Source organism: Flavobacterium limnosediminis JC2902, from assembly GCF_000498535.1.
GTDB classification, from domain to species: domain Bacteria; phylum Bacteroidota; class Bacteroidia; order Flavobacteriales; family Flavobacteriaceae; genus Flavobacterium; species Flavobacterium limnosediminis.
Genome location: NZ_AVGG01000002.1, coordinates 167,550 through 188,269, shown reverse-complemented (window position 1 = coordinate 188,269; position 20,720 = coordinate 167,550). Strand labels below are relative to the sequence as shown.

Genomic DNA, 20,720 nt, shown 5'->3' with positions numbered 1-20,720 from the left:
TGGCGGGAATAATGACGGATTTCTGAAGAATTAATGATACCGATATGTAACCAGCGTTCGTGAAGGGGAGAAATGAATAAAATTCAACTACGGTTTTTTAAAGTTTCCGGTCTTTAAAAGGTTGAAAACTTTAAGTTTTTCGGAAATAAACGACTATAAAAAAACCACCAACTTTCGTTGATGGTTTTTATATTGTAATTGAAAATCGTTATTCTGCAGCCACTAATTTACTGGCGCTGCGGTAAGTGAATTCATTAAATATATGACGTTTTGCAAAACGGTTCGGTGATTCCGCATTGATCATTTTGATATAAGTGTTTTTAGGAACACCAAAATACTCAAACTGATTTCCGTCCAAGAAACTGATATACAAAACCCCATTGTCCATATAGAATTCTAAAATGTTGGAAGTTGTTGTGGTTTTGATGTATTCGTCTTTGTCCTTTTCTTGAGTTTCCGGTGCGATGCTTACTAAAAAGTGGTATGCTTCAATGATTTGTTTGCTTCTTTCTTCCGCTGCCAAACGCTCAACAGGATCGGCAATAGTATCCGGATGGTCTTCCTTCATGCTATTTCTGTAAATCGTTTTCAGTTCTTTTAATGTTGCAGTTTTTGTAACATCCAATAATTTTCGGTATTCAGCAATTTTTTTTGTGTTCATAATTAAAAAATTAAAGCAATTCTTTAGTGAAACGTTTTGATTAACAGTGGGATAAATCTTGAAATGCAAGAAATACGTCACTTCGGTTTATTTAAAAAAAAAGAGAACCAAAATGATTCTCTTCTTAGTAGCGGGAACAGGACTCGAACCTGTGACCTTCGGGTTATGAGCCCGACGAGCTGCCTACTGCTCTATCCCGCGATGTACGGTTGTAATTTCAATAAATTCTTAGTAGCGGGAACAGGACTCGAACCTGTGACCTTCGGGTTATGAGCCCGACGAGCTGCCTACTGCTCTATCCCGCGATGTTTCGAGTGCAAAGGTACACCGAAATTCCGTTCGTGCAACAAAAACAACAAAAACTTTTTTTATTTCTGCATATTCACCTGATATGACTACCTTTGTAGGCTAAATTATTTACTATGTCACACAAAGCAGGTTTTGTAAACATCATCGGAAATCCAAATGTTGGGAAGTCGACTTTAATGAATGCTTTCGTCGGGGAACGCCTGTCGATCATTACTTCTAAAGCGCAAACCACCCGTCACCGTATCCTCGGAATTGTGAACGGAGAGGATTTTCAGGTCTTGTTTTCAGATACTCCGGGTATCATCAAACCCGCTTATGAATTGCAAAATTCGATGATGGATTTTGTAAAATCAGCGTTTGAAGATGCCGATGTGTTGATATATATGGTAGAGGTTGGCGAAAAAGAACTGAAAGACGAAGCTTTTTTTAATAAAATAATCCATTCCAAAATTCCGGTGTTGTTATTGTTGAATAAAATCGACAAATCCAATCAGGAACAATTGGAAGAGCAAGTGAACTTGTGGAAAGAAAAAGTGCCGAATGCCGAACTTTTCCCGATTTCCGCTTTAGAGAACTTCAACGTGAAAGAAGTTTTTAACCGAATCCTGGAACTGCTTCCGGAATCGCCGGCGTATTATCCGAAAGATGCTTTAACCGATAAACCGGAACGTTTCTTCGTAAATGAAACCATCCGCGAAAAAATCCTTTTGCATTACGACAAGGAAATTCCGTATGCCGTAGAAATCGAAACCGAAGAATTTATCGAAGACGAGGATATCATCCGAATTAAATCGGTAATCATGGTGGAACGTGATACGCAGAAAGGAATCATCATCGGACACAAAGGATCGGCAATTAAAAGAGTGGGAGTAGAAGCCCGTCAGGATCTGGAGAAATTCTTCGGAAAACAGATTCACATCGAAATGTTCGTGAAAGTCAACAAAGACTGGAGAAGCAATGCGTTTCAATTGCGTCGTTTCGGATACAATCAAAAATAAACTGGAGCTGAAAAGCTGAAATAGCCCCGTCCCGATAGCTATCGGGAGAAGCGGCATCCTTTTTGCCTTAGCCGAACCCGTTTTAAGCAGGGTGGCGAGTGGCAAAAAGATACAGCGGATAGCGGGAACAAGCTTCATATCAAATAAATAATCTAACTTTGCACCAAATTAGCAGAAAATGAATAATATCGTAGCCATTGTAGGACGTCCGAATGTAGGGAAATCAACCTTTTTTAACAGGTTAATCCAAAGAAGAGAAGCTATCGTTGACTCGGTGAGCGGTGTAACCCGTGACCGTAATTACGGAAAAAGCGAATGGAACGGAAAGGAGTTTTCGGTTATCGATACCGGCGGTTATGTTAAAGGTTCGGATGATATTTTTGAAGGCGAAATCCGTCGTCAGGTAGAATTGGCCATTGATGAAGCCGATGCCATCATTTTTGTGGTGGATGTGGAAGAAGGCATTACGCCGATGGATGAGGAAGTAGCCAAATTGCTTCGAAAAGTGACCAAGCCGATTTTATTGGCGGTAAACAAAGTGGATAATGCGATGCGTGAAAAAGACGCAATCGAATTCTATAATTTAGGTTTAGGGGAATATTTCACCATTGCCGGAATGAACGGAAGCGGAACAGGAGAACTTTTAGATGCTTTGGTTGAAGCTTTGCCGGAAATGCCGGATGCGGTGGAAGAGGAAAATCCGTTACCGCGTTTTTGTGTGGTAGGTCGTCCTAATGCCGGAAAATCATCATTCATTAATGCCTTAATTGGTGAAGACCGTTTCGTGGTTACCGATATTGCCGGAACTACGCGTGACGCGATTGATACGAAATACAACCGTTTCGGATTCGAATTCAATTTGGTGGATACCGCCGGAATCCGAAGAAAAGCGAAAGTGAAAGAGGATTTAGAATTTTATTCCGTAATGCGTTCGGTGCGTGCCATTGAGCATTCGGATGTGTGTATCCTTATGATTGACGCAACCCGTGGTTTTGAAGGACAGGATCAGAGCATTTTCTGGTTAGCCGAGAAAAACCGTAAAGGAATCGTGATTTTGGTGAACAAGTGGGATTTAGTGGAAAAAGATACCATGTCAACCCGTGATTATGAGGCAAAAATCCGTGAAGAATTGCAGCCGTTTACCGATGTGCCGATTCTTTTCGTATCTGCTTTAACCAAACAACGTTTATTGAAAGCTTTGGAAACGGCAGTTGAAGTTTTTGAAAACAGAAAACAGCGTATTTCCACATCAAAATTCAACGAGACCATGTTGCCGATTATCGAGCGTACACCGCCACCGGCACTGAAAGGAAAATATGTGAAAATTAAGTATTGTATGCAGTTGCCGACACCAACGCCTCAGTTCGTGTTTTTTGCTAACCTGCCGCAGTATGTGAAAGATCCGTACAAACGTTTTATTGAAAACCAATTGCGTCAGATCTACAATTTTACCGGAGTGCCGATCGATATTTACTTCAGACAGAAATAGAGTGTTAAAATTTACATAACAAATAAAATTCTTACATAATAAAAACTTTAATTTGCGGTTATAATGAGAAATCATTTTAACCGCAATTTTTTTATTGATGCCTAAACATTTTTTTACTTTCGTTCTTGCACTGTTTTCAGTGTGTTCTTTTTCTCAGAATTCCTTTCATATCAAAGGAAAAATTATTGAAGAAGCTACCAAACTTCCTATGGAATCCGTTACGGTTTATCTTTCGCAGGCCAAAGATTCAACACTGGTGGATTATACGATTACCGATAAAAACGGGAACTTCTCTTTAGCCGTTAAAAAGATTACACAGCCTGTTTTTCTAAAAGTTTCTATGGAAGGTTTTGAGGCGCATAAACAAAGCCTGAACGAGCTTTTAAAAGCAACCGATTTTGGAGTGATTACTTTAAAAGAACAATCCAAAATGCTGAATGAGGTTGTTATTAAGGCCGAAGCACCACCTATTCGTATTAAAAAAGATACGTTGGAGTTTAATGCGGCTTCTTTTAAGGTTCGGCCCGATACCAATGTGGAAACATTGCTGAAACAATTGCCCGGCGTGGAGATAGATCCGGAAGGCAAAATCACCGTGAACGGAAAGGAAGTGACCCAGATTATGGTAAACGGGAAACCGTTTTTTGACAAGGACGGAAAAGTAGCTTTGCAGAATCTTCCGTCGGATATCATCAATAAAATACAGGTATCGGATCTCAAAACCAAAAAGGAAGAACTTTCCGGTCAAGCCTCCAGTTCCGATAAGGCCACTATAAACTTAACCATAGACGAAGATAAGAACAAAGGACTTTTTGGTAAATTCATGGGCGGATACGGGACGGATGACCGTTATGAGGCCAGTGGATTAGTCAATTATTTTAAGGATAAACGAAAAATAAGTGTTTTGGCATCTTCCAATAATATTAATTCCATCGGGTTTTCCATGGATGAGATCTTTGATAATATGGGAGGGGGCCGCAGCCGCTCCATGTACTATAACGATAATGGTTCTTTCGGTGTGAACGGAATGAGTTTTGGAGGGGGGAACGGAATCACACAATCCGATTTAGTTGGGATTAATTATTCAGACGAATTGGTTAAAAATTTTGAATCTTCCGGGAACTACTTTTTTTCCGATCAGCACACCAAAAATAACAGCCGTGTCAAGCAAGCGAATTTCCTGCCTTCCGGTGGAATTATTACGGATGCAACTTCGCAGACAACTTCCGATCGTTTCGGTCATAATTTAAATTTTGAATTTGAATATAAAATCGATTCGACAGCCTCTTTGGTTTTTATTCCCCGGTTTTCGAAATCACACGGAAAAGACCGAAACAATTCATTTCAGTTTTCAACAGACGAGGCTAATACACTTTTAAACGAAAGTTCTTCGAATATTTTTAATGAAAGCGACGGAAACAGTTTTAATAATTCCATCAATTTTAATAAATCGTTCAAACGAAAAGGACGCTATATAAATGCTTCTTTTGATAATGAAAATAATAAAGATGAAATCCTTTCCACTAACATATCTTCTACCATTTACCATGTAGGAATTGAACCTGATGATATTCGCGATCAGCAAAAAGATAACCGGAATTTAAGGGATAATTATAATTTTGACATTAGCTATTCAGAGCCGGTGGCTGATTCGTTAAGTATAAATTTAGGGCTGGGGTACGAATGGAAAAAATCGTCCGAAGACCGTAAAGCTTATGATTTTGATTCGGTTTCCGGGTCGTATTCGGATCCTAATGCGGAGCTGACAAACTTCATGTCCTCGTTTATAAAAACGGCTCGTCCCAATGCCGGAATTGCGATTGGAAAGAAGAATTTTAATTTTAATTTATCGGGAGGGACTGCCATTTCTCAGTTTGACAATCATTCTTTCTACCTTGGGAGTACTACCGATTTGAATAAGAAATACATGATTCCTTACGGGAGTATGCATTTAAATTATAAGCTGAATAAGTCGAAACAGATTTGGATGAATTATAACTTCGAATACGATTTCCCAACTGCGAGTCAAGTGTTGCCGGTTTTGGATATGGCCAATCCGCTCAATACTTTTTTTGGTAATCCTGATTTGAATCTGAATAAAAGCCATCGCGTGTATTTCAATTTTAACGACTATGATTATCCTAGTCGTACCGGATATTATATTTATGCAGGGGGGAATTTTTATGAAAGTCAGATTGTTTCTTCAACTGTATACGGTCAAGGAGGTCAGCGTGCCACGACCTATGCGAATGTTTCTGATACTTATTCCTCTTGGTTTGGCGCGAATTGGAGTAAAAGTATTAAAAAGGAAGCGCATAAATACCGATTTGGAGCCGGAATCAGTTCTAATTTAGGGTTCTCAAAAGGATTTACTGATACTGAAATGTATGATGCAAAAGCCTTGCGTTTAACACCAAGAGTGTTTTTTAACTATGACTACGGTGAATTGCTAACCATTGCCCCGTCGTATAATTTTACCTATAACGAAACGAATTATACTAATTATTCCATTAGCTCGACGGTTAACAGGATCCACCGTTTTAATATACAAACGACGAATTACTGGCCTAAGAACTGGGTTTTCGGAAATGATTTCGGATATACTTACAATTCGAATATCTCGGATGGTTTTAAAAAGGATTTCTATTTATGGAATACCAGTTTGTCTTATAGTTTTTATAATAAGAAATTCACGGCAAAAGTTAAGGTTTACGATATGTTGAACCAGAATCAAAGTGCTGTACGAACCATATCTGCAACAACGATTCGGGATGAGGAAAATACGGTGCTGAAACGCTACGCTATGTTTTCTTTAACCTATAAGATTGAAAAATTTGGAGGTAAAGAAAAGCCTTCACGAAATTGGAACCATTAAAAATACAAGAGGCTGTCTGAAAAGGCAGCCTCTTTTTTTAAGGGTTAAAATGTATTTGTGAAATTTTGGAAATTTAATTTTATATAAGCGTGGTTTTTGTCACTCAATGTTTTTCGGGGAAATCCCCATACCAATCCTTAAATGTTTTTGTGGTTTCATATTTATCGGTAAGTACTTTGTAAACTGTGTATAAAAAAAGGGCACTTCCTAAAATAAATAAGCTGCTGATGAAAGGCAACGGTACATTTGTCTGGCACAAACCGGTAAAGACGAGCACGAAAATCGTAGTAAACCACACCAATTTGATTGCGAAATTTTTCATGACCTTTAGCTTTTCTTAAAGGTACGCTGATTGGCTGAAGTGTCGTGTTAATGATAATACAATAGGTTCTTAAAGACATTTAGTACGGTAAGTAGGATGAAACAAAAAAGAGATTGCGGAAGGCAATCTCTTTTTTATCTGTTTGTTTAGTCTGAAACCTGCTGTCTGAAGTTACCAGCTTCCGCCGGATCCTCCACCGGAGAAACCGCCTCCGCCAAAACCACCTCCGAAGCCTCCGCCTCCAAAACCACCACCGGAACTTCCGCCGCCAAAACCGCCAAAACCACCACGACCCAAGCTGCTCAGGATGATGATGTCGCCCAGATCCGGACCGGAAAAACGCCCGCCGTTTCCACCGCCGCCACGTTTGTTTTTGGAAAGAATCACAATGATAATTATGAATATAATGATGAAGAAAATTATTTTTCCGCCACCAGGAGACTTGTTTGCTTTTCGTTCGCCTTTGTATTTCCCTTTTAAAACATCAAAAATGGCATCGGCACCTTTGTCTAAACCGTTGTAATAGCTTCCGGCTTTAAATTCGGGAATGATGATGTTACGGACCAATTCCCCGGTAATACCCGCCGTTAATCGGTCTTCCACACCATAACCGGGTGAAATCCATATTTTGCGGTCGTTCTTGGAAAGTAAAATCAAAACACCATTATCTTCCTTAGCCTGACCAATGCCCCATTCGTGTGCCCATTTCGGAGTTAAAATGCCAATGTCTTCACCTTTTAAGTCTTCTATAGTGATGACTACTATTTGTGTCGTGGTTGAATCGGAGTAACGAACCAGTTTCTCTTCCAGTTGTTTTTTCTGTCCCGCTTCCAAAATGTTGGCATAATCATATACACTGGTTTGAAAATCGGGTTTTTTAGGAATGTCAAATTGAGCAAACCCTAATTGGTGCAGTAGCAAAAATGTTACAGCAACCAGAATTTTCATCGTTTTAAATAGGAAGTTCGTCATTTAACCTTTGGATATTTCGTTTGATAATTCGTTGGCGTCATCGTCTTTGTATGGGAAATGTTTTTTCAAACGTTCACCGGCTCTTAGAATTCCTTCTACCAAGCCTGTTCTGAACTGTTTGTTTTTAAAATGCCCAATGACCAAATCTTTGGTGCAATCCCAGAAATCATCTTCCACCAAATCGTCAATCCCCTTATCGCCAAGGATGGCAAAAGAATGATCCTGAACACCTACGTAAAATAAAACGCCGTTTTTGGCTTCGGTTTTGTCCATGCCTAATGCGTGAAAAACCTCCTTAGCTCTTTCGATAGGAGGTTTTTCTGCATGTGCTTCTATATGAACTCTAATCTCGCCGGATGTGTTTTTTTCCGCCAAAGAAATCGCGTGTACAATTTCCTTTTCGTCTTCCGGGGTTAGAAAATCTTCAGTTAAAGACATCGTTTATTTGTCAAAGTTAAATTCAACATCCACCGGTTTTTCAGCGCCAGCCACTGCATCAAAGAATGGCTTCTCTTTGTATTCGCCCAAGAACCAGTTGTTCGGGATTTTTAGGATATAGTTGTTGTAACTCTGAACCGATTCGTTAAAACGCGTTCTCGCAGTTAAAATCTGGTTTTCCGTACTGGCCAACTCGTCCTGTAATTTCAGGAAATTTGCATTCGCTTTCAGATCAGGATATTGTTCAACAGTTACCAATAATCTTGATAAAGCCGATGAAACACCGCCTTGTGCCTGGTTGAATTGCGCCAATTGCTCCGGAGTAACATTCGATGGATCAATGGTTACCTGTGTCGCTTTCGCTCTTGCTTCGATAACCGCTGTTAAGGTTCCTTTTTCGAAATCAGCAGCGCCTTTTACGGTTTTAACCAAGTTTCCGATAAGGTCGTTTCTTCTTTGGTAAGCGGTTTCCACATTACCCCATTCTTTACCCACCGCCTGATTTTCACGGATAGCACCGTTTTTGATTCCGATGTACCAAAATCCGATAACGGCCAGAATAGCTACAATAATTAATATTGGTGCAAATTTTCTCATTTTTTTTAAATTTAAAGTTGATTTTTGTATTAGTCGATTGTTTTGTGAATTGTTACTTATAACTCATTTTTGATATTTGTCAGCTGAACTTTGATTCCTTCCAGTTTGCGAATGATTTCGAACTTGTCCAGCGTTTTTTTCTGCCCTTCTTTCAGGTGTACTTTAGCACCATCAAGAGTAAAACCGCGTTCTTTCACCAGATGATAAATCAATTGCAGGTTTTTTACGTCTTCGGGTGTAAACATACGATTCCCTTTCGCGTTTTTTTTGGGTTGCAGAATATCGAATTCTTTATCCCAAAACCGAATCAGGGAAGCGTTTACATCAAAAGCCTTGGCCAGTTCACCAATGCTGTAGTATCTTTTTTCAGGTAAATCTAAATGCATATTTTTTAGTCAAAAGTCGAAAGTCAAAAGTCAAAAGTCAAAAGTCAAAAGTTTCAACGTCTATTTTTCTATTCTCTATTTTCTATTCTCTATAATCTGTTTTTATCCAAAAGATTAATCCAACGACTGGTTCTCTTGGTTGGCAATTTGTGAAATCAAAACATATTCTTTGGCCGAAATCGACCCGTAATAAAAATTCAGCGGATTCACCACTTTCCCGTTCTGGTACACTTCGTAATGTAAGTGTGGCGCTTCACTTCGGCCGGTACTTCCAACATAACCAATGATGTCACCACGTTTTACACGTTGTCCAGGTCGTGTTTTGTATTTGCTTAAATGGGCATAAAGCGTTTTATAACCATAACCATGACGGATTTCAATGTGATTCCCGTATCCCGAAAGCGAAGCATCGGCTTTTTCCACCACACCGTCGCCGGTGGCAAAAATCGGAGTTCCCGTACGTGCGGAAAAATCCATCCCCTTATGAAACTTCCTTACTTTGGTAAAAGGATCGCTTCGATAACCGAAACCGGAAGCCATTTGTTTAAGTTGCTCATTTTTTACCGGTTGTATCGCCGGAATCGCAGCCAGTAATTTTTCTTTTCCTTTGGCTAATGTAATGATTTCATCTAATGATTTCGATTGAAAAACCAACTGATTCGCAATAACGTCCAAACGTTTCGTGGTGTTAATCACCAAATCCGAATTGTTATAGCCCTGAAGTTGTTTGTAGCTCAGTACATTTTCGCCTTCTCCTTTCCGTTTTTCAGGATCTACCGGCGAACTGTTAAAATACGCACGGTACACGTTGTTGTCCCGATCTTCCAGATTGGCCATGGTTTCATTCAGCTGGTCAATCTTTTTATTGAGGATTTCGTAATTGATTTTCATGTTCTCAATCTCACGCGCCTGGATTCGATCCTTTGGTGTTTCAAAATAAGAAGTGTTCAGTAAAACCACAAAACACAAAAAGCCAAATAACGCCGAAGCCACCAGAAACAAAGCAAAATAGCCGAACTTTCGCCCTTTCTTCGGCTTGATTTTCCGATAGGCTAATTTTTCAGGATCATAAACATATTTTACCTTCGACATGTTCTAAAATATACTATTTTTGCAGCTTATAAAATGGTGTTGGCTAACCGCTTGTAGGGGTTATACGAACAAATTTAAAAAATGTTTCAAAGCAAAGTGTTTTTTGAAGCGAAACATTTGGCCAATTTGTCCCGATAGCTATCGGGATCGTGTTCCTGCTATCCGTTCCAATCTGCCATTGAGAGCTTGCAGGGCAATCTCTCAATGTCAGGATTTCCTCTCCCATCAGGGCTAGGGGAAAAGCCATTTTGATTTTTGGAATCGTAATAGAAAATTAGTGCGAGTTAGTACAATTCGTGGCAAAATAAAATAAAAATGAAATCACAAGACATTCGTAAGGCTTACCTTGATTTTTTTGAGAGCAAAGGACATTTGATCGTTCCTTCGGCGCCCATCGTTTTAAAAGACGACCCGACTTTGATGTTTAACAATTCCGGAATGGCTCAGTTCAAAGAGTTTTTCTTAGGAAACGGAACACCAAAAAGCGCCCGAATTGCCGATACACAAAAATGTCTTCGCGTGTCAGGAAAGCACAACGACTTGGAGGATGTAGGTTTTGATACCTACCACCACACCATGTTCGAAATGTTAGGGAACTGGTCGTTTGGTGATTATTTCAAAAAAGAAGCCTTGGCTTGGGCTTGGGAGTTCTTAACTGAGGTTTTAAAATTAGAGAAAGACCGTTTGTACGTTTCCGTTTTTGAAGGAAACCCGGCGGAGAATGTTCCTTTCGATCAGGAAGCTTTCGATATCTGGAAGCAATACGTTTCAGAAGACCGTATCATCCTTGGGAACAAGAAAGACAATTTCTGGGAAATGGGTGACCAAGGACCATGTGGACCATGTTCTGAAATCCACATCGATTTGCGTACTGCCGAAGAAAGAGCAGCTGTTTCCGGTCGTGATTTGGTTAACGCCGATCATCCGCAGGTGGTGGAAATCTGGAATAACGTATTCATGGAATTCAACCGTAAGGCTGATGGTTCTCTGGAAAAATTACCGGCACAACACGTAGATACCGGAATGGGCTTCGAGCGTCTGTGTATGGCAATGCAAGGTGTAACATCCAATTACGATACGGATGTGTTCACGCCACTAATCGAAAAAGTAGAGCAAATCACAGGTAAAAAATATACCAACAACGAAATAAAAAATATCAGCGAAGAGCAGAATAAAACCAATATTGCGATTCGTGTAATTGTAGATCACGTGCGTGCGGTAGCGTTCGCTATTGCCGACGGTCAGTTGCCGTCAAACGGTGGTGCGGGTTATGTAATCCGTCGTATTTTGCGCCGTGCGATCCGTTACGGATTTACGTTTTTAAATACCAAAGAGCCATTTATTTATCAATTGGTGGACGTACTGGCGAATCAGATGGGGACTTTCTTCCCGGAGATTGTTGCTCAGAAAAGTTTAGTGGCGAATGTGATTAAAGAAGAAGAAGCGTCTTTCTTAAGAACTTTAGATCAAGGATTGCAGTTATTGGAAAATGTGGTTGCTGAGACGAAAGGAAAAGAAGTATCAGGTGCTAAAGCATTCGAATTGTATGATACGTTCGGATTTCCAATCGATTTAACCGCTTTGATTTTAAGAGAAAGAGGGTATAGCTTGGACGAAGCCGGTTTTGATGCTGCGATGTTGGAGCAAAAAACACGTTCCCGCGCCGCTTCGGAAGTTTCAACAGAAGACTGGACCGTTTTGGTTCCTGGAAATGTGGAAACTTTCGTAGGCTACGATCAAACAGAAAACGATGTAAAAATCACCCGTTTCAGGAAAGTGGATTCCAAAAAAGACGGTAAACTATATCAAATTGTATTAGACAACACGCCGTTCTATCCGGAAGGCGGAGGTCAGGTGGGAGACAAAGGAATCTTAGTTTCTGCAAACGAAACCATCGAAATCGTCGATACGAAAAAAGAAAACAACCTGATATTGCATTTTGCGAAAAGCTTACCGGAAAACGTAAACGGTGCTTTCGTTGCAAAAGTAAATACCGATTTAAGAAGTAATTGTGCGAGCAATCACTCGGCTACCCACTTATTGCATCAGGCATTGCGTTCGGTTTTGGGAACGCATGTGGAGCAAAAAGGGTCGTTGGTGTCGCCAAATTACCTTCGTTTTGACTTCTCGCATTTCGCAAAAGTTACGGAGGAAGAATTACAGCAGGTAGAAGATTTCGTAAATGCAAGAATCCAAGAACAATTGCCACTTATCGAAAGAAGAAGCATACCGTTTGCGCAGGCTATTGAAGAAGGTGCGATGGCGTTATTCGGAGAGAAATACGGTGATAATGTGCGTGCGATTAAATTCGGAGAGAGTATGGAATTGTGCGGAGGAATCCACGTGAAGAATACCGCGGAGATCTGGCATTTCAAAATCACGAGTGAAGGCGCGGTTGCTGCCGGAATCCGTCGTATTGAAGCGATTACCAATGATGCTGTGAAAGACTTCTACGCATCTCAGGAAAATACGCTGAAGGAAATTAAGGAGACGTTGAAAAATCCTCAGGATGTAATAAAATCTGTTGTTTCATTGCAGGATGAAAATGCCAAACTGAAAAAGCAGTTGGAGCAACTATTGAAAGAAAAAGCGAAAAACCTGAAGGGGGAACTGGCTTCGGAAGTGCAGGAAATCAACGGCGTGAAATTCTTAGCAAAACAAGTCGATTTGAATCCGGAAGGCGCTAAGGATTTAGCATACGAATTAGGAAACGACGAAACCAACCTATTCTTGTTATTGGCTACTGCCGAAGAAGGAAAACCAATGTTAACTTGCTACATTTCCAAAGAATTGGTGGCGGAGAAAAACCTAAACGCCGGACAGGTCGTTCGCGAATTAGGGAAATACATCCAAGGTGGCGGGGGAGGTCAACCGTTCTTCGCAACAGCGGGAGGGAAGAATGTTGGCGGAATTACCGAAGCTTTGGAAAAGGCGGTTGAATTTGTTAAATAAAATTTTTAATTATATTTATTTGAAGCCCAAATCGTTAGTGATTTGGGCTTTTTTATTAGATAAAAAAACAGTTTCTGTTTGTTTTTTTATAACGGAAATAATTCTTTTTTTTGTAAAAAAATATTTATAATAAATCTTTATGAGAAAACTTATTTATGCTTTTAGTGCGTTGGCGCTTTTGTTTGCTTCTTGTTCTAGTGAAAGTGACGGAGATTCGGGTTCATCTGTTCCCAATGGTGGGAGTCTTGTGAAGCGAGCCGTTGCGAATGGGAATACATTTGAGTATAGTTACAGCGGGAATAAAATTGTAAGTATAAAAGCTTTAAATCAATTGCGGGCATTTGCCTATACTGGAAATTTGATTACCAAAATGTATATTTCCCAGAATAATAATCCCCAAATTGATTATGAAGTAAAATATGTCTATGATACTTATCAAAGATTGATAGAGGAAACCAGTTTTAATCATCTTGATTTAACTGCCACAAAAAAGATTTTTACACACAATTCAGATCGCACGATTTCGTATCAAAATTACTCCGGTGATTTCACAAATCAAAACATTGTGGGAAGAAATGGTGTTTATCATATGAATGCTAACGGTGAGGTGTTTAAAAAGGAGGAGTTTTATCAAGGAAATTTGAGTTTTAGACAAGAATATACTTATGATTCAAAAAACAACATTTTTATAAATATTATAGGTTTTGGTAAACTGCTGACATTCGAAGGCGGAATGTTTAATAATATTCTAACGAGCCATTATTATGACTCGACTAATACGTTGGTTTCTGGTTTTTCGAATCAGTACGTATACAATTCCGACGACTTTCCTATTTCCATGACCACGACTGCTACTAATAGCAGCTCAACATATACAACGCAATATTTCTACGAATAACACTTTATAATAAATGATTTCAAAAACCCAAATCCAGCCCGGTTTTGGGTTTTTTGTTTTAAATGTATGAAAACCAATAATTTAAGTTTTCATTATCACTTTGGTTTGTAATCGATAGGTATATTTGCATCCGTTTGGTAAGGGTGATTGCATGGGGCTTGTTTTTTAATAAGATTTTTATATAACTAATTGATAATTAATCGATTAAAGTCAAAAAAAATCGTTAAAAAGTACTTTTACATCAGTTTTTTTTCTTCCTTTGCCAAAGTTTAATCAAATACTTAAAATTTATGAAAAGACTTAGTATTGTTTTGGGGATGATTGCGATAGCGCTTTTGGCTTCGTGTTCTAATGAAGAATTTGTTGATACTATTGATTCAGATTCAGAAATCGATTCAAAATTGAATCCGTATGCCGTATTGGTAAAAAGAATAGTGGCTACCACTAATTCAGGCGCCTCGGTTTCTACGGACGATTATGTTTATAGCGGCAGCAAACTGACCAGAGTCAACTCTTCAGACGGCAGACATGTTATTTATAAATACACAGGTAATCTAATTACGCAAAGAGACTATTATACAAGTAATGTGTTATCTTCCAAGGAGCTATTCGAGTATAATGAAAATAACCAGCTGATTAATTATCGCAGAGTGAATGCTTCTAATGCGGTAACCTACAGAGCTGTTTTCAGTTATAACAGTGACGGAACGGTTTCTGTTAACGGATACCGAGGAGATGTTGTGAGTCAAAGTGCACAGTTGGTAAACAGAAAAGTTTTCTTTACAAATGGAAAAGTGACTCGTATGGAAGCCTATAGAACCGTGAACGGAAGCACAGTTACAGAAACCCATAATTATACTTATGATACCAAGAATTCTCCATACAATGGGATACTCGGTTTTGATAAATTAGCGTATTATGACGTAGCTTTAAACGGAAACAGGAATAATGTTACGACAATTGCAACTACAGGAGTTTCGGCAGCAAATTCGGTTAATGATGTTATTCAGTATACTTATAATTCAGGTAACTATCCAATAAGTGCCAGCAGAGGATCAGTAGTATTCCAATACACTTATTAAATAAAATAATCACTAAGTTTGTATGAATAAACAAGCTTAGTATGCACTTCAGAACCCAAATACCTATTCCCAAAAGTAATTCTCCAATAGATTATACTTCAAGAATAGTGTCTTTGGGTTCTTGTTTTGCTGAAAATATCGGAGCAAAATTCGACTACTTCAAGTTTCAGCATTCCGTTAATCCGTTCGGAATTATCTTTAATCCGGTTTCCGTCGAAAAATTAATCCGGAAAGTAATTTCACAAGAATCTTTTTCCGAAGCCGATGTTTTCTTTTATAATGATTTATGGCATTGCTTTGATGTGCATTCCGAGCTGAGTTCACCTGATACCGAAACGTTGTTAAATCGACTCAATGGTACGGCAGAAACATTCCGCAATCAGCTGCTTCGGGCCACACGTATTACCTTAACCTTTGGGACGGCTTGGGTGTACCGCAATAATGATAGTGGTCAAATTGTTGCCAATTGCCATAAAGTCCCACAAAAGCAGTTTTCCAAAGAATTACTCTCGGTTGCTCAAATCGAAGAAAGCCTGCAAAATATAATTGCATCAGTTGCTTCCGTAAATCCAAACTGCAACTTCATTTTTACCGTTTCACCCGTACGACACATCAAAGATGGTTTTGTGGAAAATCAGTTGAGTAAATCCCATCTGATAACCGCTTTGCACAAAACTTTCGACTTTCGACTTTCGACTTTCGACTATTTTCCAAGCTATGAAATCCTGATGGATGAACTGCGCGATTATCGATTTTATGCCGAAGATATGCTGCATCCCAATCAGGTGGCCATCGATTATATCTGGGAGCGCTTTGTTCAGACGATGATTGTCGAGGAAAGTTATCCGATTATGGAAAAGGTCGATTCAATTCAGAAAGCATTGCAGCACCGGCCATTTAACCCGGATTCCGAACAGCATCAGAAATTTTTGGAAAAACTCAGTCAAAAGATTAGTAAATTAGTAGCTGAAAATCCGCAAATTCAGTTTTAAAATGGCCAGAAATTCATCTACTCAAACCGATATAAAAAATATGCTGGTACCGTTGGTCCAGGCTATTGGTCGTTCCGGCAAGCTTATCTGGCTGATTGTTTTGATTATTGCCGGGGTGCTTTTGTTTCGATATTTTACTTCCGAAAAACCTACCGAAACCACCGAATACAATACCGATTTAATCGAACAGCAAATCAAAAACGTTGGAAAATTAGTGGTGACGGAAGGGCATTATTCGCAGGTCATGACGTATAAAGACCAGCAAAAATACATGATGAATCTGATTACGTTCGAGAAAAAAGCACTTATCATAATCAATGCCGACGTTACCGTTGCTTATGATCTAAGCAAAGTAAAATACGATATCGACGAAAAAAATAAAACCATCACCATTGTAAGTATTCCGAAAGAAGAAATAAAAATCAGTCCGGATATCCAGTTTTATGATGTGGAACAAAGTACGCTGAATCCGTTTACCGGGGAGGATTACAATAAAATCAACAGAAAAGTAAAAGCCGATCTGGCCCGGAAAATCGAAAAGTCAAAGTTAAAAACCAATGCTGAAAACCGTCTGGTGAGCGAATTGGCCAAAATTCTGATTCTGACCAATACAATGGGTTGGAAATTGGAATACAACAATCAGGAAATCCAAACGGAAAACCAGTTGAGTAAGACGCTTAAATTATAAAAGTACAATCCCGCCATTACAGCGGGATTTTTTATTTTTTCTCAAAACTGCAGAAAATGAAATTCTGTACCGTATCAAACGGGGTTGTATGGTTTTCGTAAAAACATTCAACGGCTTTAAAATCGGCATTAAAAGTTTCTTTCAGTATATTTTCCGAATATTGTCTTATTTCAATGCCGCTGCATTTTTTGGGCCCGCTTTCCGAAAAAGTCCCGATGAGCATCTTGCTGTTTTTTTCTGTTGAAGACGCTGCTGTTTCGGTGTATTTTTCAATGTCTGAGGGCTGTGTCAGGAAATGGAATACAGCGCGATCGTGCCATATTTCATATTTCTCCGTCGGATTGAAGTTTGTAATGTCGCTTACAATCCACTTAACCTTATCGGCCTTGCTTCCCAAACGCTTTTTTGCTCTATCAATGGCCTTTTCAGAAATATCGAGAACGCTAATGTTTGTGTAACCCAACTCCAGTAAATGATCCGTCAAAAAGCTGTCACCACCACCAATGTCGATAATAGCAGCGTCTTTTGAAACCGCATTTTTAGCGATAAAATCCAAAGACGTTTTTGGCGTCGGTTGATACCAGCTCACTTCGTTTAACGCTTTAGAGTCGTAAATGGTTTCCCAATGTTTTTTTCTGTCGAATTCTTCCATTATAATTTGTTTTGTAAACTTTCCCAGCCGCCGCCGTTTATAGTATCGATACCGTTTTGTTTTAAAATGGAAGTAGCCTGGGCACTTCGCATTCCGGAACGACAACAGGCGATTACCGGTTTGTTTAGTTTTTTGATGTCCTCTATTTTTGATGCAATCGTGTCTAACGGTATGTTTTTAGAACCTTTAATATGTCCTGAAGCAAATTCTCCCGTGGTTCTCACATCAATAATCACAGCTCCTTTGGCAACATATTCCTTTACGGAATCCGATTTACTGCCTAATCCTAAGATGTCTAATAATCCCATAGTGTATTAATTTTAAGCAAATGTACAATCGGCGACGGAATTAATGTGTAGCAAATGTTACCAAAGCTGAAATAAATTCTAATTTTGCAACCGATGAAATCCTTAGACCGAAAAACCGAAATCATAACCATAGCGGCCAAACTCTTTAAAGAAAAAGGGTATAGCGCCGTAACCATGCGTGATATAGCGCAGGCAATGGATATTAAAGCGGCCAGTCTGTACAATCACATCAAATCCAAACAGGAAATTCTGGTACTGATTATCATTGAAATTGCGGAGGAGTTTACCAAAGTGATGAATGAGATCATGCTTTCCGATGAAACCTGTATTCAAAAAATTGAAAAAGTGATTCAGTTGCACGTGGATATTACGGTTCGTGATTCTGATGCTTTGGCTTCCCTGAACGCCGACTGGATGCATCTTGCCGATGCCGAATTAGCATATTTCATAAAAATGCGTGAAGAATACGAAGAAAACTTCCGTAAAATAATCATGAAAGGGATTGCTGACGGTGAGCTGAAAAAACTCAATCCCGAAGTGATTATTTTTTCCATACACACCACCTTACGAACACTTTATCTTTGGTACGGTAAGAAAAAAAGTCTGAATGCCTCGGTTTTAAAATCGAACATGACACAGGTTCTGCTTCACGGAATCGTTTAAGGTTTAATCAGAATTAGCTGTTTAAATGCGGACTTTCTGTTAAGATTTTCCATTTAATTCCATTTTTTTAATTTCCGATTCAATACGTATCGAAATATTACTTATTTTTGCACTACAAACTAACAGATGTTAGTTAAAATTAACAGGTATTGCAATGACTAAATTTCACAGTATAAAGGTTTCAGATATTTACAAAGAAACTAAAGATTGTTCTGTTATTTCGTTTGAAATTCCGGAAGAATTAAAACACGATTTCGAATTCAAACAGGGGCAGCATCTTAACATGCGAACCATGATTGATGGTGTCGAAGTACGTCGTTCCTATTCGTTATGTTCCAGTCCGACAGAAAATAAATGGCAGGTTGCGGTTAAAAAAATCGACGGCGGTCTGTTCTCTGGTTTTGTGAATAATACGCTGAAAAAAGGCGATGTTCTGGAAGTTATGGCGCCAGCCGGAGTATTTTTTAAAGAGGTGAACCCGACTGTTGCGAAAAATTATGTTGTTTTTGCAGCCGGAAGTGGAATCACACCGATTTTGTCCATCATAAAAACACACTTGGCGCTTGAGCCGGAAAGTACTTTTCAACTGTTTTATTTGAACAGAACCGTAAAATCAATTATCTTTAAGGAGGAAATTGAAGCGTTGAAAAACAAGTACTTAGGTCGTTTTGAGGTGTTTTATTTCCTAACGAAAGAGCATAGGAATGTGGAATTGTTTAACGGAAGGTTTGATAAAGAAAAATTACAGGTTCTTACCTCCAGAATTATTGATGTGCCGTCGGTGGACGAATGTTTCATCTGCGGACCGGAAGAAATGATTTTCCTGATACGCGACGAAATGGTAGCTGCCGGATTACCAAAAGAAAGAATTCATTTCGAATTGTTTCACACCGGAAATTCCGAAGCAGACAAACAGCGTACCAGTAAGATTTTAGAGAAGAAGGTTGAGGGTACTGAGGTGACCATTCTTGATGGGGGAAAAGAATTCCACTTCACGATGGATGATGATTTCGATAATATTCTGGACGGGGCATTAGCTGCCGGTGCCGATTTGCCGTTTGCCTGTAAAGGAGGGGTTTGCAGCACATGCAGATGTAAAGTTCTTGAAGGAACGGTTGAGATGAAAATCAACTATGCGTTGGATGAAAATGAAGTGGCGAAACATTATGTATTAAGTTGTCAGGCGGTACCGACTTCTAAAAAAGTTGTTGTTGATTTCGGCGCGTAAACAGTAAAAATAGTGTTAAGTGATTTGTATTCAGTTTACAGTCACGTTGTTAAAACACGAAAAATATATTTAGTACCAAAATAGTTAATCAAGGTCGGAGTAAAGCTGAATACTGCGACTGAACACTGAATACTAAAAGTTATGTCAGAACAGGAAATAAAAAACTTAGAAGCAATCTTCGATTTGCGCATTGCAAACGATGAGAAAATCGAGCCGAAAGACTGGATGCCGGAGAAATACCGTCAGACGCATATTCGTCAGATTTCACAACATGCCCATTCTGAAATAGTGGGAATGTTGCCGGAAGGTAATTGGATAACACGCGCTCCGTCTTTACGAAGAAAAGTGGCTTTGTTGGCAAAAGTACAGGACGAGGCCGGTCACGGATTGTATTTGTACAGTGCCTGTGAAACCCTTGGTGTTTCCCGCGATGATTTGTACGAGCAATTGCATAACGGAACGGCGAAATATTCAAGTATTTTTAATTATCCAACCATAACCTGGGCAGATATGGGCGCCATCGGCTGGTTAGTGGATGGTGCGGCAATTATTAATCAGGTACCGCTGACAGCGACTTCTTACGGTCCTTATGCCCGCGCGATGGTGCGTGTTTGTAAGGAAGAAAGTTTTCACCAACGTCAGGGATTTGAAATCATGATGGCTTTGGCAAACGGAACTCCGGAACAAAAAGAGATGGCTCAGGATGCTTTAAACCGTTGGTGGTGGCCATCTTTAATGATGTTGGGGCCTACAGATGCTGCATCCGTTCACACCGAACAATCGATGAAATGGAAATTAAAACGTAAAACCAATGACGAATTACGTCAGCAGTTTGTAGACCAAACCGTACCGCAAGCCGAGTTAATCGGACTTACGATTCCCGACCCGGATTTAAAATGGAACGAAGAAACCAAACGTTACGATTTCGGTCCTTTGGATTGGGATGAATTCTGGCAAGTGGTGAAAGGTCACGGTCCTTGTAACAAACAAAGAATCGCAGCCAGAAAAAATGCATGGGATAACGGAAAATGGGTACGTGATGCCGCTATGGCCTACGCCGAAAAACAAGAAGAAAAGAAATTAGAACAAGCAATATAAAATTTAGTTTTCAGTCACGG

General features: G+C 39.4%; 20 protein-coding genes and 2 tRNA genes. 11 read left to right on the top strand and 11 right to left on the bottom strand.

All coding sequences use genetic code 11. The annotated features are described in order from the left end of the window. Positions 1-208: 208 nt before the first annotated feature. The 3 genes from FLJC2902T_RS03600 to FLJC2902T_RS03590 form a co-directional block, all read right to left on the bottom strand. Complete coding sequence (locus FLJC2902T_RS03600; RefSeq protein WP_023578417.1) at positions 209-661, bottom strand: KTSC domain-containing protein; 453 nt, start codon at positions 659-661, stop codon at positions 209-211. A gap of 128 nt (positions 662-789) precedes the next feature. Continuing rightward, a tRNA-Met gene (locus tag FLJC2902T_RS03595) sits at positions 790-862 on the bottom strand. 31 nt (positions 863-893) lie between these two features. Further along, a tRNA-Met gene (locus FLJC2902T_RS03590) sits at positions 894-966 on the bottom strand. A 117-nt stretch (positions 967-1,083) separates the two neighbouring features. On the opposite strand from FLJC2902T_RS03590, the gene era reads away from it, so the two are divergent. The 3 genes from era (at position 1,084) to FLJC2902T_RS03575 (ending at position 6,332) form a co-directional block, all read left to right on the top strand. Continuing rightward, on the top strand, positions 1,084-1,968 hold the full coding sequence (gene era, locus FLJC2902T_RS03585) for a GTPase Era (RefSeq protein WP_023578416.1): 885 nt from the start codon (positions 1,084-1,086) through the stop codon (positions 1,966-1,968). Between the two features lie 178 nt (positions 1,969-2,146). Next, on the top strand, positions 2,147-3,457 hold the full coding sequence (gene der, locus FLJC2902T_RS03580; RefSeq protein ID WP_023578415.1) for a ribosome biogenesis GTPase Der: 1,311 nt from the start codon (positions 2,147-2,149) through the stop codon (positions 3,455-3,457). 97 nt (positions 3,458-3,554) lie between these two features. Beyond that, positions 3,555-6,332, top strand: a complete 2,778-nt coding sequence (locus FLJC2902T_RS03575; RefSeq protein WP_023578414.1) for an outer membrane beta-barrel protein — start codon at positions 3,555-3,557, stop codon at positions 6,330-6,332. Positions 6,333-6,435: 103 nt separating this feature from the next. Here the strand turns inward: FLJC2902T_RS03575 and FLJC2902T_RS03570 are convergent, their stop codons facing one another. From FLJC2902T_RS03570 to FLJC2902T_RS03545, 6 genes are all read right to left on the bottom strand, one after another. Next, positions 6,436-6,654 carry a hypothetical protein gene (locus tag FLJC2902T_RS03570; protein WP_023578413.1) on the bottom strand — a complete coding sequence of 73 codons (219 nt, stop codon included), beginning with the start codon at positions 6,652-6,654 and terminating at the stop codon, positions 6,436-6,438. 171 nt (positions 6,655-6,825) lie between these two features. Further along, on the bottom strand, positions 6,826-7,602 hold the full coding sequence (locus tag FLJC2902T_RS03565) for a TPM domain-containing protein (protein ID WP_023578412.1): 777 nt from the start codon (positions 7,600-7,602) through the stop codon (positions 6,826-6,828). 24 nt (positions 7,603-7,626) lie between these two features. Beyond that, positions 7,627-8,064 (bottom strand): TPM domain-containing protein, encoded by a 438-nt coding sequence (locus FLJC2902T_RS03560; protein ID WP_023578411.1) that lies wholly within the window; start codon positions 8,062-8,064, stop codon positions 7,627-7,629. A 3-nt stretch (positions 8,065-8,067) separates the two neighbouring features. Further along, the gene (locus FLJC2902T_RS03555; RefSeq protein ID WP_023578410.1) at positions 8,068-8,661 is read right to left on the bottom strand and encodes a LemA family protein; all 594 of its coding nucleotides are present in this window, start codon (positions 8,659-8,661) and stop codon (positions 8,068-8,070) included. Between the two features lie 56 nt (positions 8,662-8,717). After that, entirely contained in the window at positions 8,718-9,047 is a 330-nt protein-coding gene (locus FLJC2902T_RS03550; protein WP_023578409.1) for a MerR family transcriptional regulator, read from the bottom strand. Positions 9,048-9,161: 114 nt separating this feature from the next. Then, entirely contained in the window at positions 9,162-10,139 is a 978-nt protein-coding gene (locus FLJC2902T_RS03545; RefSeq protein ID WP_023578408.1) for a M23 family metallopeptidase, read from the bottom strand. A gap of 315 nt (positions 10,140-10,454) precedes the next feature. Between FLJC2902T_RS03545 and alaS the strand changes: the two genes are divergently transcribed. The 5 genes from alaS to FLJC2902T_RS03515 all read left to right on the top strand — a co-directional run bounded on the left by alaS (position 10,455) and on the right by FLJC2902T_RS03515 (position 16,751). Beyond that, complete coding sequence (gene alaS / locus FLJC2902T_RS03535; protein WP_023578407.1) at positions 10,455-13,091, top strand: alanine--tRNA ligase; 2,637 nt, start codon at positions 10,455-10,457, stop codon at positions 13,089-13,091. A gap of 139 nt (positions 13,092-13,230) precedes the next feature. Beyond that, entirely contained in the window at positions 13,231-13,989 is a 759-nt protein-coding gene (locus tag FLJC2902T_RS03530; protein ID WP_023578406.1) for a hypothetical protein, read from the top strand. A 290-nt stretch (positions 13,990-14,279) separates the two neighbouring features. Then, the gene (locus FLJC2902T_RS03525; RefSeq protein WP_023578405.1) at positions 14,280-15,071 is read left to right on the top strand and encodes a hypothetical protein; all 792 of its coding nucleotides are present in this window, start codon (positions 14,280-14,282) and stop codon (positions 15,069-15,071) included. A 41-nt stretch (positions 15,072-15,112) separates the two neighbouring features. Beyond that, the gene (locus FLJC2902T_RS03520; RefSeq protein ID WP_035677034.1) at positions 15,113-16,063 is read left to right on the top strand and encodes a GSCFA domain-containing protein; all 951 of its coding nucleotides are present in this window, start codon (positions 15,113-15,115) and stop codon (positions 16,061-16,063) included. Between the two features lie 40 nt (positions 16,064-16,103). Continuing rightward, positions 16,104-16,751: a DUF4230 domain-containing protein gene (locus FLJC2902T_RS03515; protein WP_051364240.1), complete on the top strand. Its 648-nt coding sequence runs from the start codon at positions 16,104-16,106 to the stop codon at positions 16,749-16,751. A 31-nt stretch (positions 16,752-16,782) separates the two neighbouring features. On the opposite strand, the gene FLJC2902T_RS03510 is transcribed toward FLJC2902T_RS03515, so the two are convergent. Together FLJC2902T_RS03510 and FLJC2902T_RS03505 are read right to left on the bottom strand one after the other, a co-directional pair. Next, positions 16,783-17,403, bottom strand: a complete 621-nt coding sequence (locus FLJC2902T_RS03510) for a class I SAM-dependent methyltransferase (protein WP_035677030.1) — start codon at positions 17,401-17,403, stop codon at positions 16,783-16,785. Further along, entirely contained in the window at positions 17,403-17,711 is a 309-nt protein-coding gene (locus tag FLJC2902T_RS03505; protein WP_023578401.1) for a rhodanese-like domain-containing protein, read from the bottom strand. Before FLJC2902T_RS03505 ends, FLJC2902T_RS03510 begins: the two co-directional genes overlap by 1 nt. Before the next feature lie 93 nt (positions 17,712-17,804). Here FLJC2902T_RS03505 and FLJC2902T_RS03500 point away from each other — a divergent pair, with 93 nt between their 5' ends. The 3 genes from FLJC2902T_RS03500 to paaA all read left to right on the top strand — a co-directional run bounded on the left by FLJC2902T_RS03500 (position 17,805) and on the right by paaA (position 20,700). Continuing rightward, positions 17,805-18,374, top strand: a complete 570-nt coding sequence (locus FLJC2902T_RS03500; RefSeq protein ID WP_023578400.1) for a TetR/AcrR family transcriptional regulator — start codon at positions 17,805-17,807, stop codon at positions 18,372-18,374. Positions 18,375-18,528: 154 nt separating this feature from the next. Further along, entirely contained in the window at positions 18,529-19,602 is a 1,074-nt protein-coding gene (gene paaE, locus FLJC2902T_RS03495; protein ID WP_023578399.1) for a 1,2-phenylacetyl-CoA epoxidase subunit PaaE, read from the top strand. A gap of 141 nt (positions 19,603-19,743) precedes the next feature. Next, a complete protein-coding gene (gene paaA, locus FLJC2902T_RS03490) occupies positions 19,744-20,700 on the top strand; it encodes a 1,2-phenylacetyl-CoA epoxidase subunit PaaA (protein WP_023578398.1) in 957 nt (318 codons plus the stop codon). Positions 20,701-20,720 lie beyond the last annotated feature (20 nt).

Coding starts and splice junctions, on each gene's coding strand:
- FLJC2902T_RS03600 (WP_023578417.1), bottom strand. CDS start 661: ATGAACACAAAAAAAATTGCTGAATACCGAAAATTATTGGATGTTACA.
- era (WP_023578416.1), top strand. CDS start 1,084: ATGTCACACAAAGCAGGTTTTGTAAACATCATCGGAAATCCAAATGTT.
- der (WP_023578415.1), top strand. CDS start 2,147: ATGAATAATATCGTAGCCATTGTAGGACGTCCGAATGTAGGGAAATCA.
- FLJC2902T_RS03575 (WP_023578414.1), top strand. CDS start 3,555: ATGCCTAAACATTTTTTTACTTTCGTTCTTGCACTGTTTTCAGTGTGT.
- FLJC2902T_RS03570 (WP_023578413.1), bottom strand. CDS start 6,654: ATGAAAAATTTCGCAATCAAATTGGTGTGGTTTACTACGATTTTCGTG.
- FLJC2902T_RS03565 (WP_023578412.1), bottom strand. CDS start 7,602: ATGAAAATTCTGGTTGCTGTAACATTTTTGCTACTGCACCAATTAGGG.
- FLJC2902T_RS03560 (WP_023578411.1), bottom strand. CDS start 8,064: ATGTCTTTAACTGAAGATTTTCTAACCCCGGAAGACGAAAAGGAAATT.
- FLJC2902T_RS03555 (WP_023578410.1), bottom strand. CDS start 8,661: ATGAGAAAATTTGCACCAATATTAATTATTGTAGCTATTCTGGCCGTT.
- FLJC2902T_RS03550 (WP_023578409.1), bottom strand. CDS start 9,047: ATGCATTTAGATTTACCTGAAAAAAGATACTACAGCATTGGTGAACTG.
- FLJC2902T_RS03545 (WP_023578408.1), bottom strand. CDS start 10,139: ATGTCGAAGGTAAAATATGTTTATGATCCTGAAAAATTAGCCTATCGG.
- alaS (WP_023578407.1), top strand. CDS start 10,455: ATGAAATCACAAGACATTCGTAAGGCTTACCTTGATTTTTTTGAGAGC.
- FLJC2902T_RS03530 (WP_023578406.1), top strand. CDS start 13,231: ATGAGAAAACTTATTTATGCTTTTAGTGCGTTGGCGCTTTTGTTTGCT.
- FLJC2902T_RS03525 (WP_023578405.1), top strand. CDS start 14,280: ATGAAAAGACTTAGTATTGTTTTGGGGATGATTGCGATAGCGCTTTTG.
- FLJC2902T_RS03520 (WP_035677034.1), top strand. CDS start 15,113: ATGCACTTCAGAACCCAAATACCTATTCCCAAAAGTAATTCTCCAATA.
- FLJC2902T_RS03515 (WP_051364240.1), top strand. CDS start 16,104: ATGCTGGTACCGTTGGTCCAGGCTATTGGTCGTTCCGGCAAGCTTATC.
- FLJC2902T_RS03510 (WP_035677030.1), bottom strand. CDS start 17,403: ATGGAAGAATTCGACAGAAAAAAACATTGGGAAACCATTTACGACTCT.
- FLJC2902T_RS03505 (WP_023578401.1), bottom strand. CDS start 17,711: ATGGGATTATTAGACATCTTAGGATTAGGCAGTAAATCGGATTCCGTA.
- FLJC2902T_RS03500 (WP_023578400.1), top strand. CDS start 17,805: ATGAAATCCTTAGACCGAAAAACCGAAATCATAACCATAGCGGCCAAA.
- paaE (WP_023578399.1), top strand. CDS start 18,529: ATGACTAAATTTCACAGTATAAAGGTTTCAGATATTTACAAAGAAACT.
- paaA (WP_023578398.1), top strand. CDS start 19,744: ATGTCAGAACAGGAAATAAAAAACTTAGAAGCAATCTTCGATTTGCGC.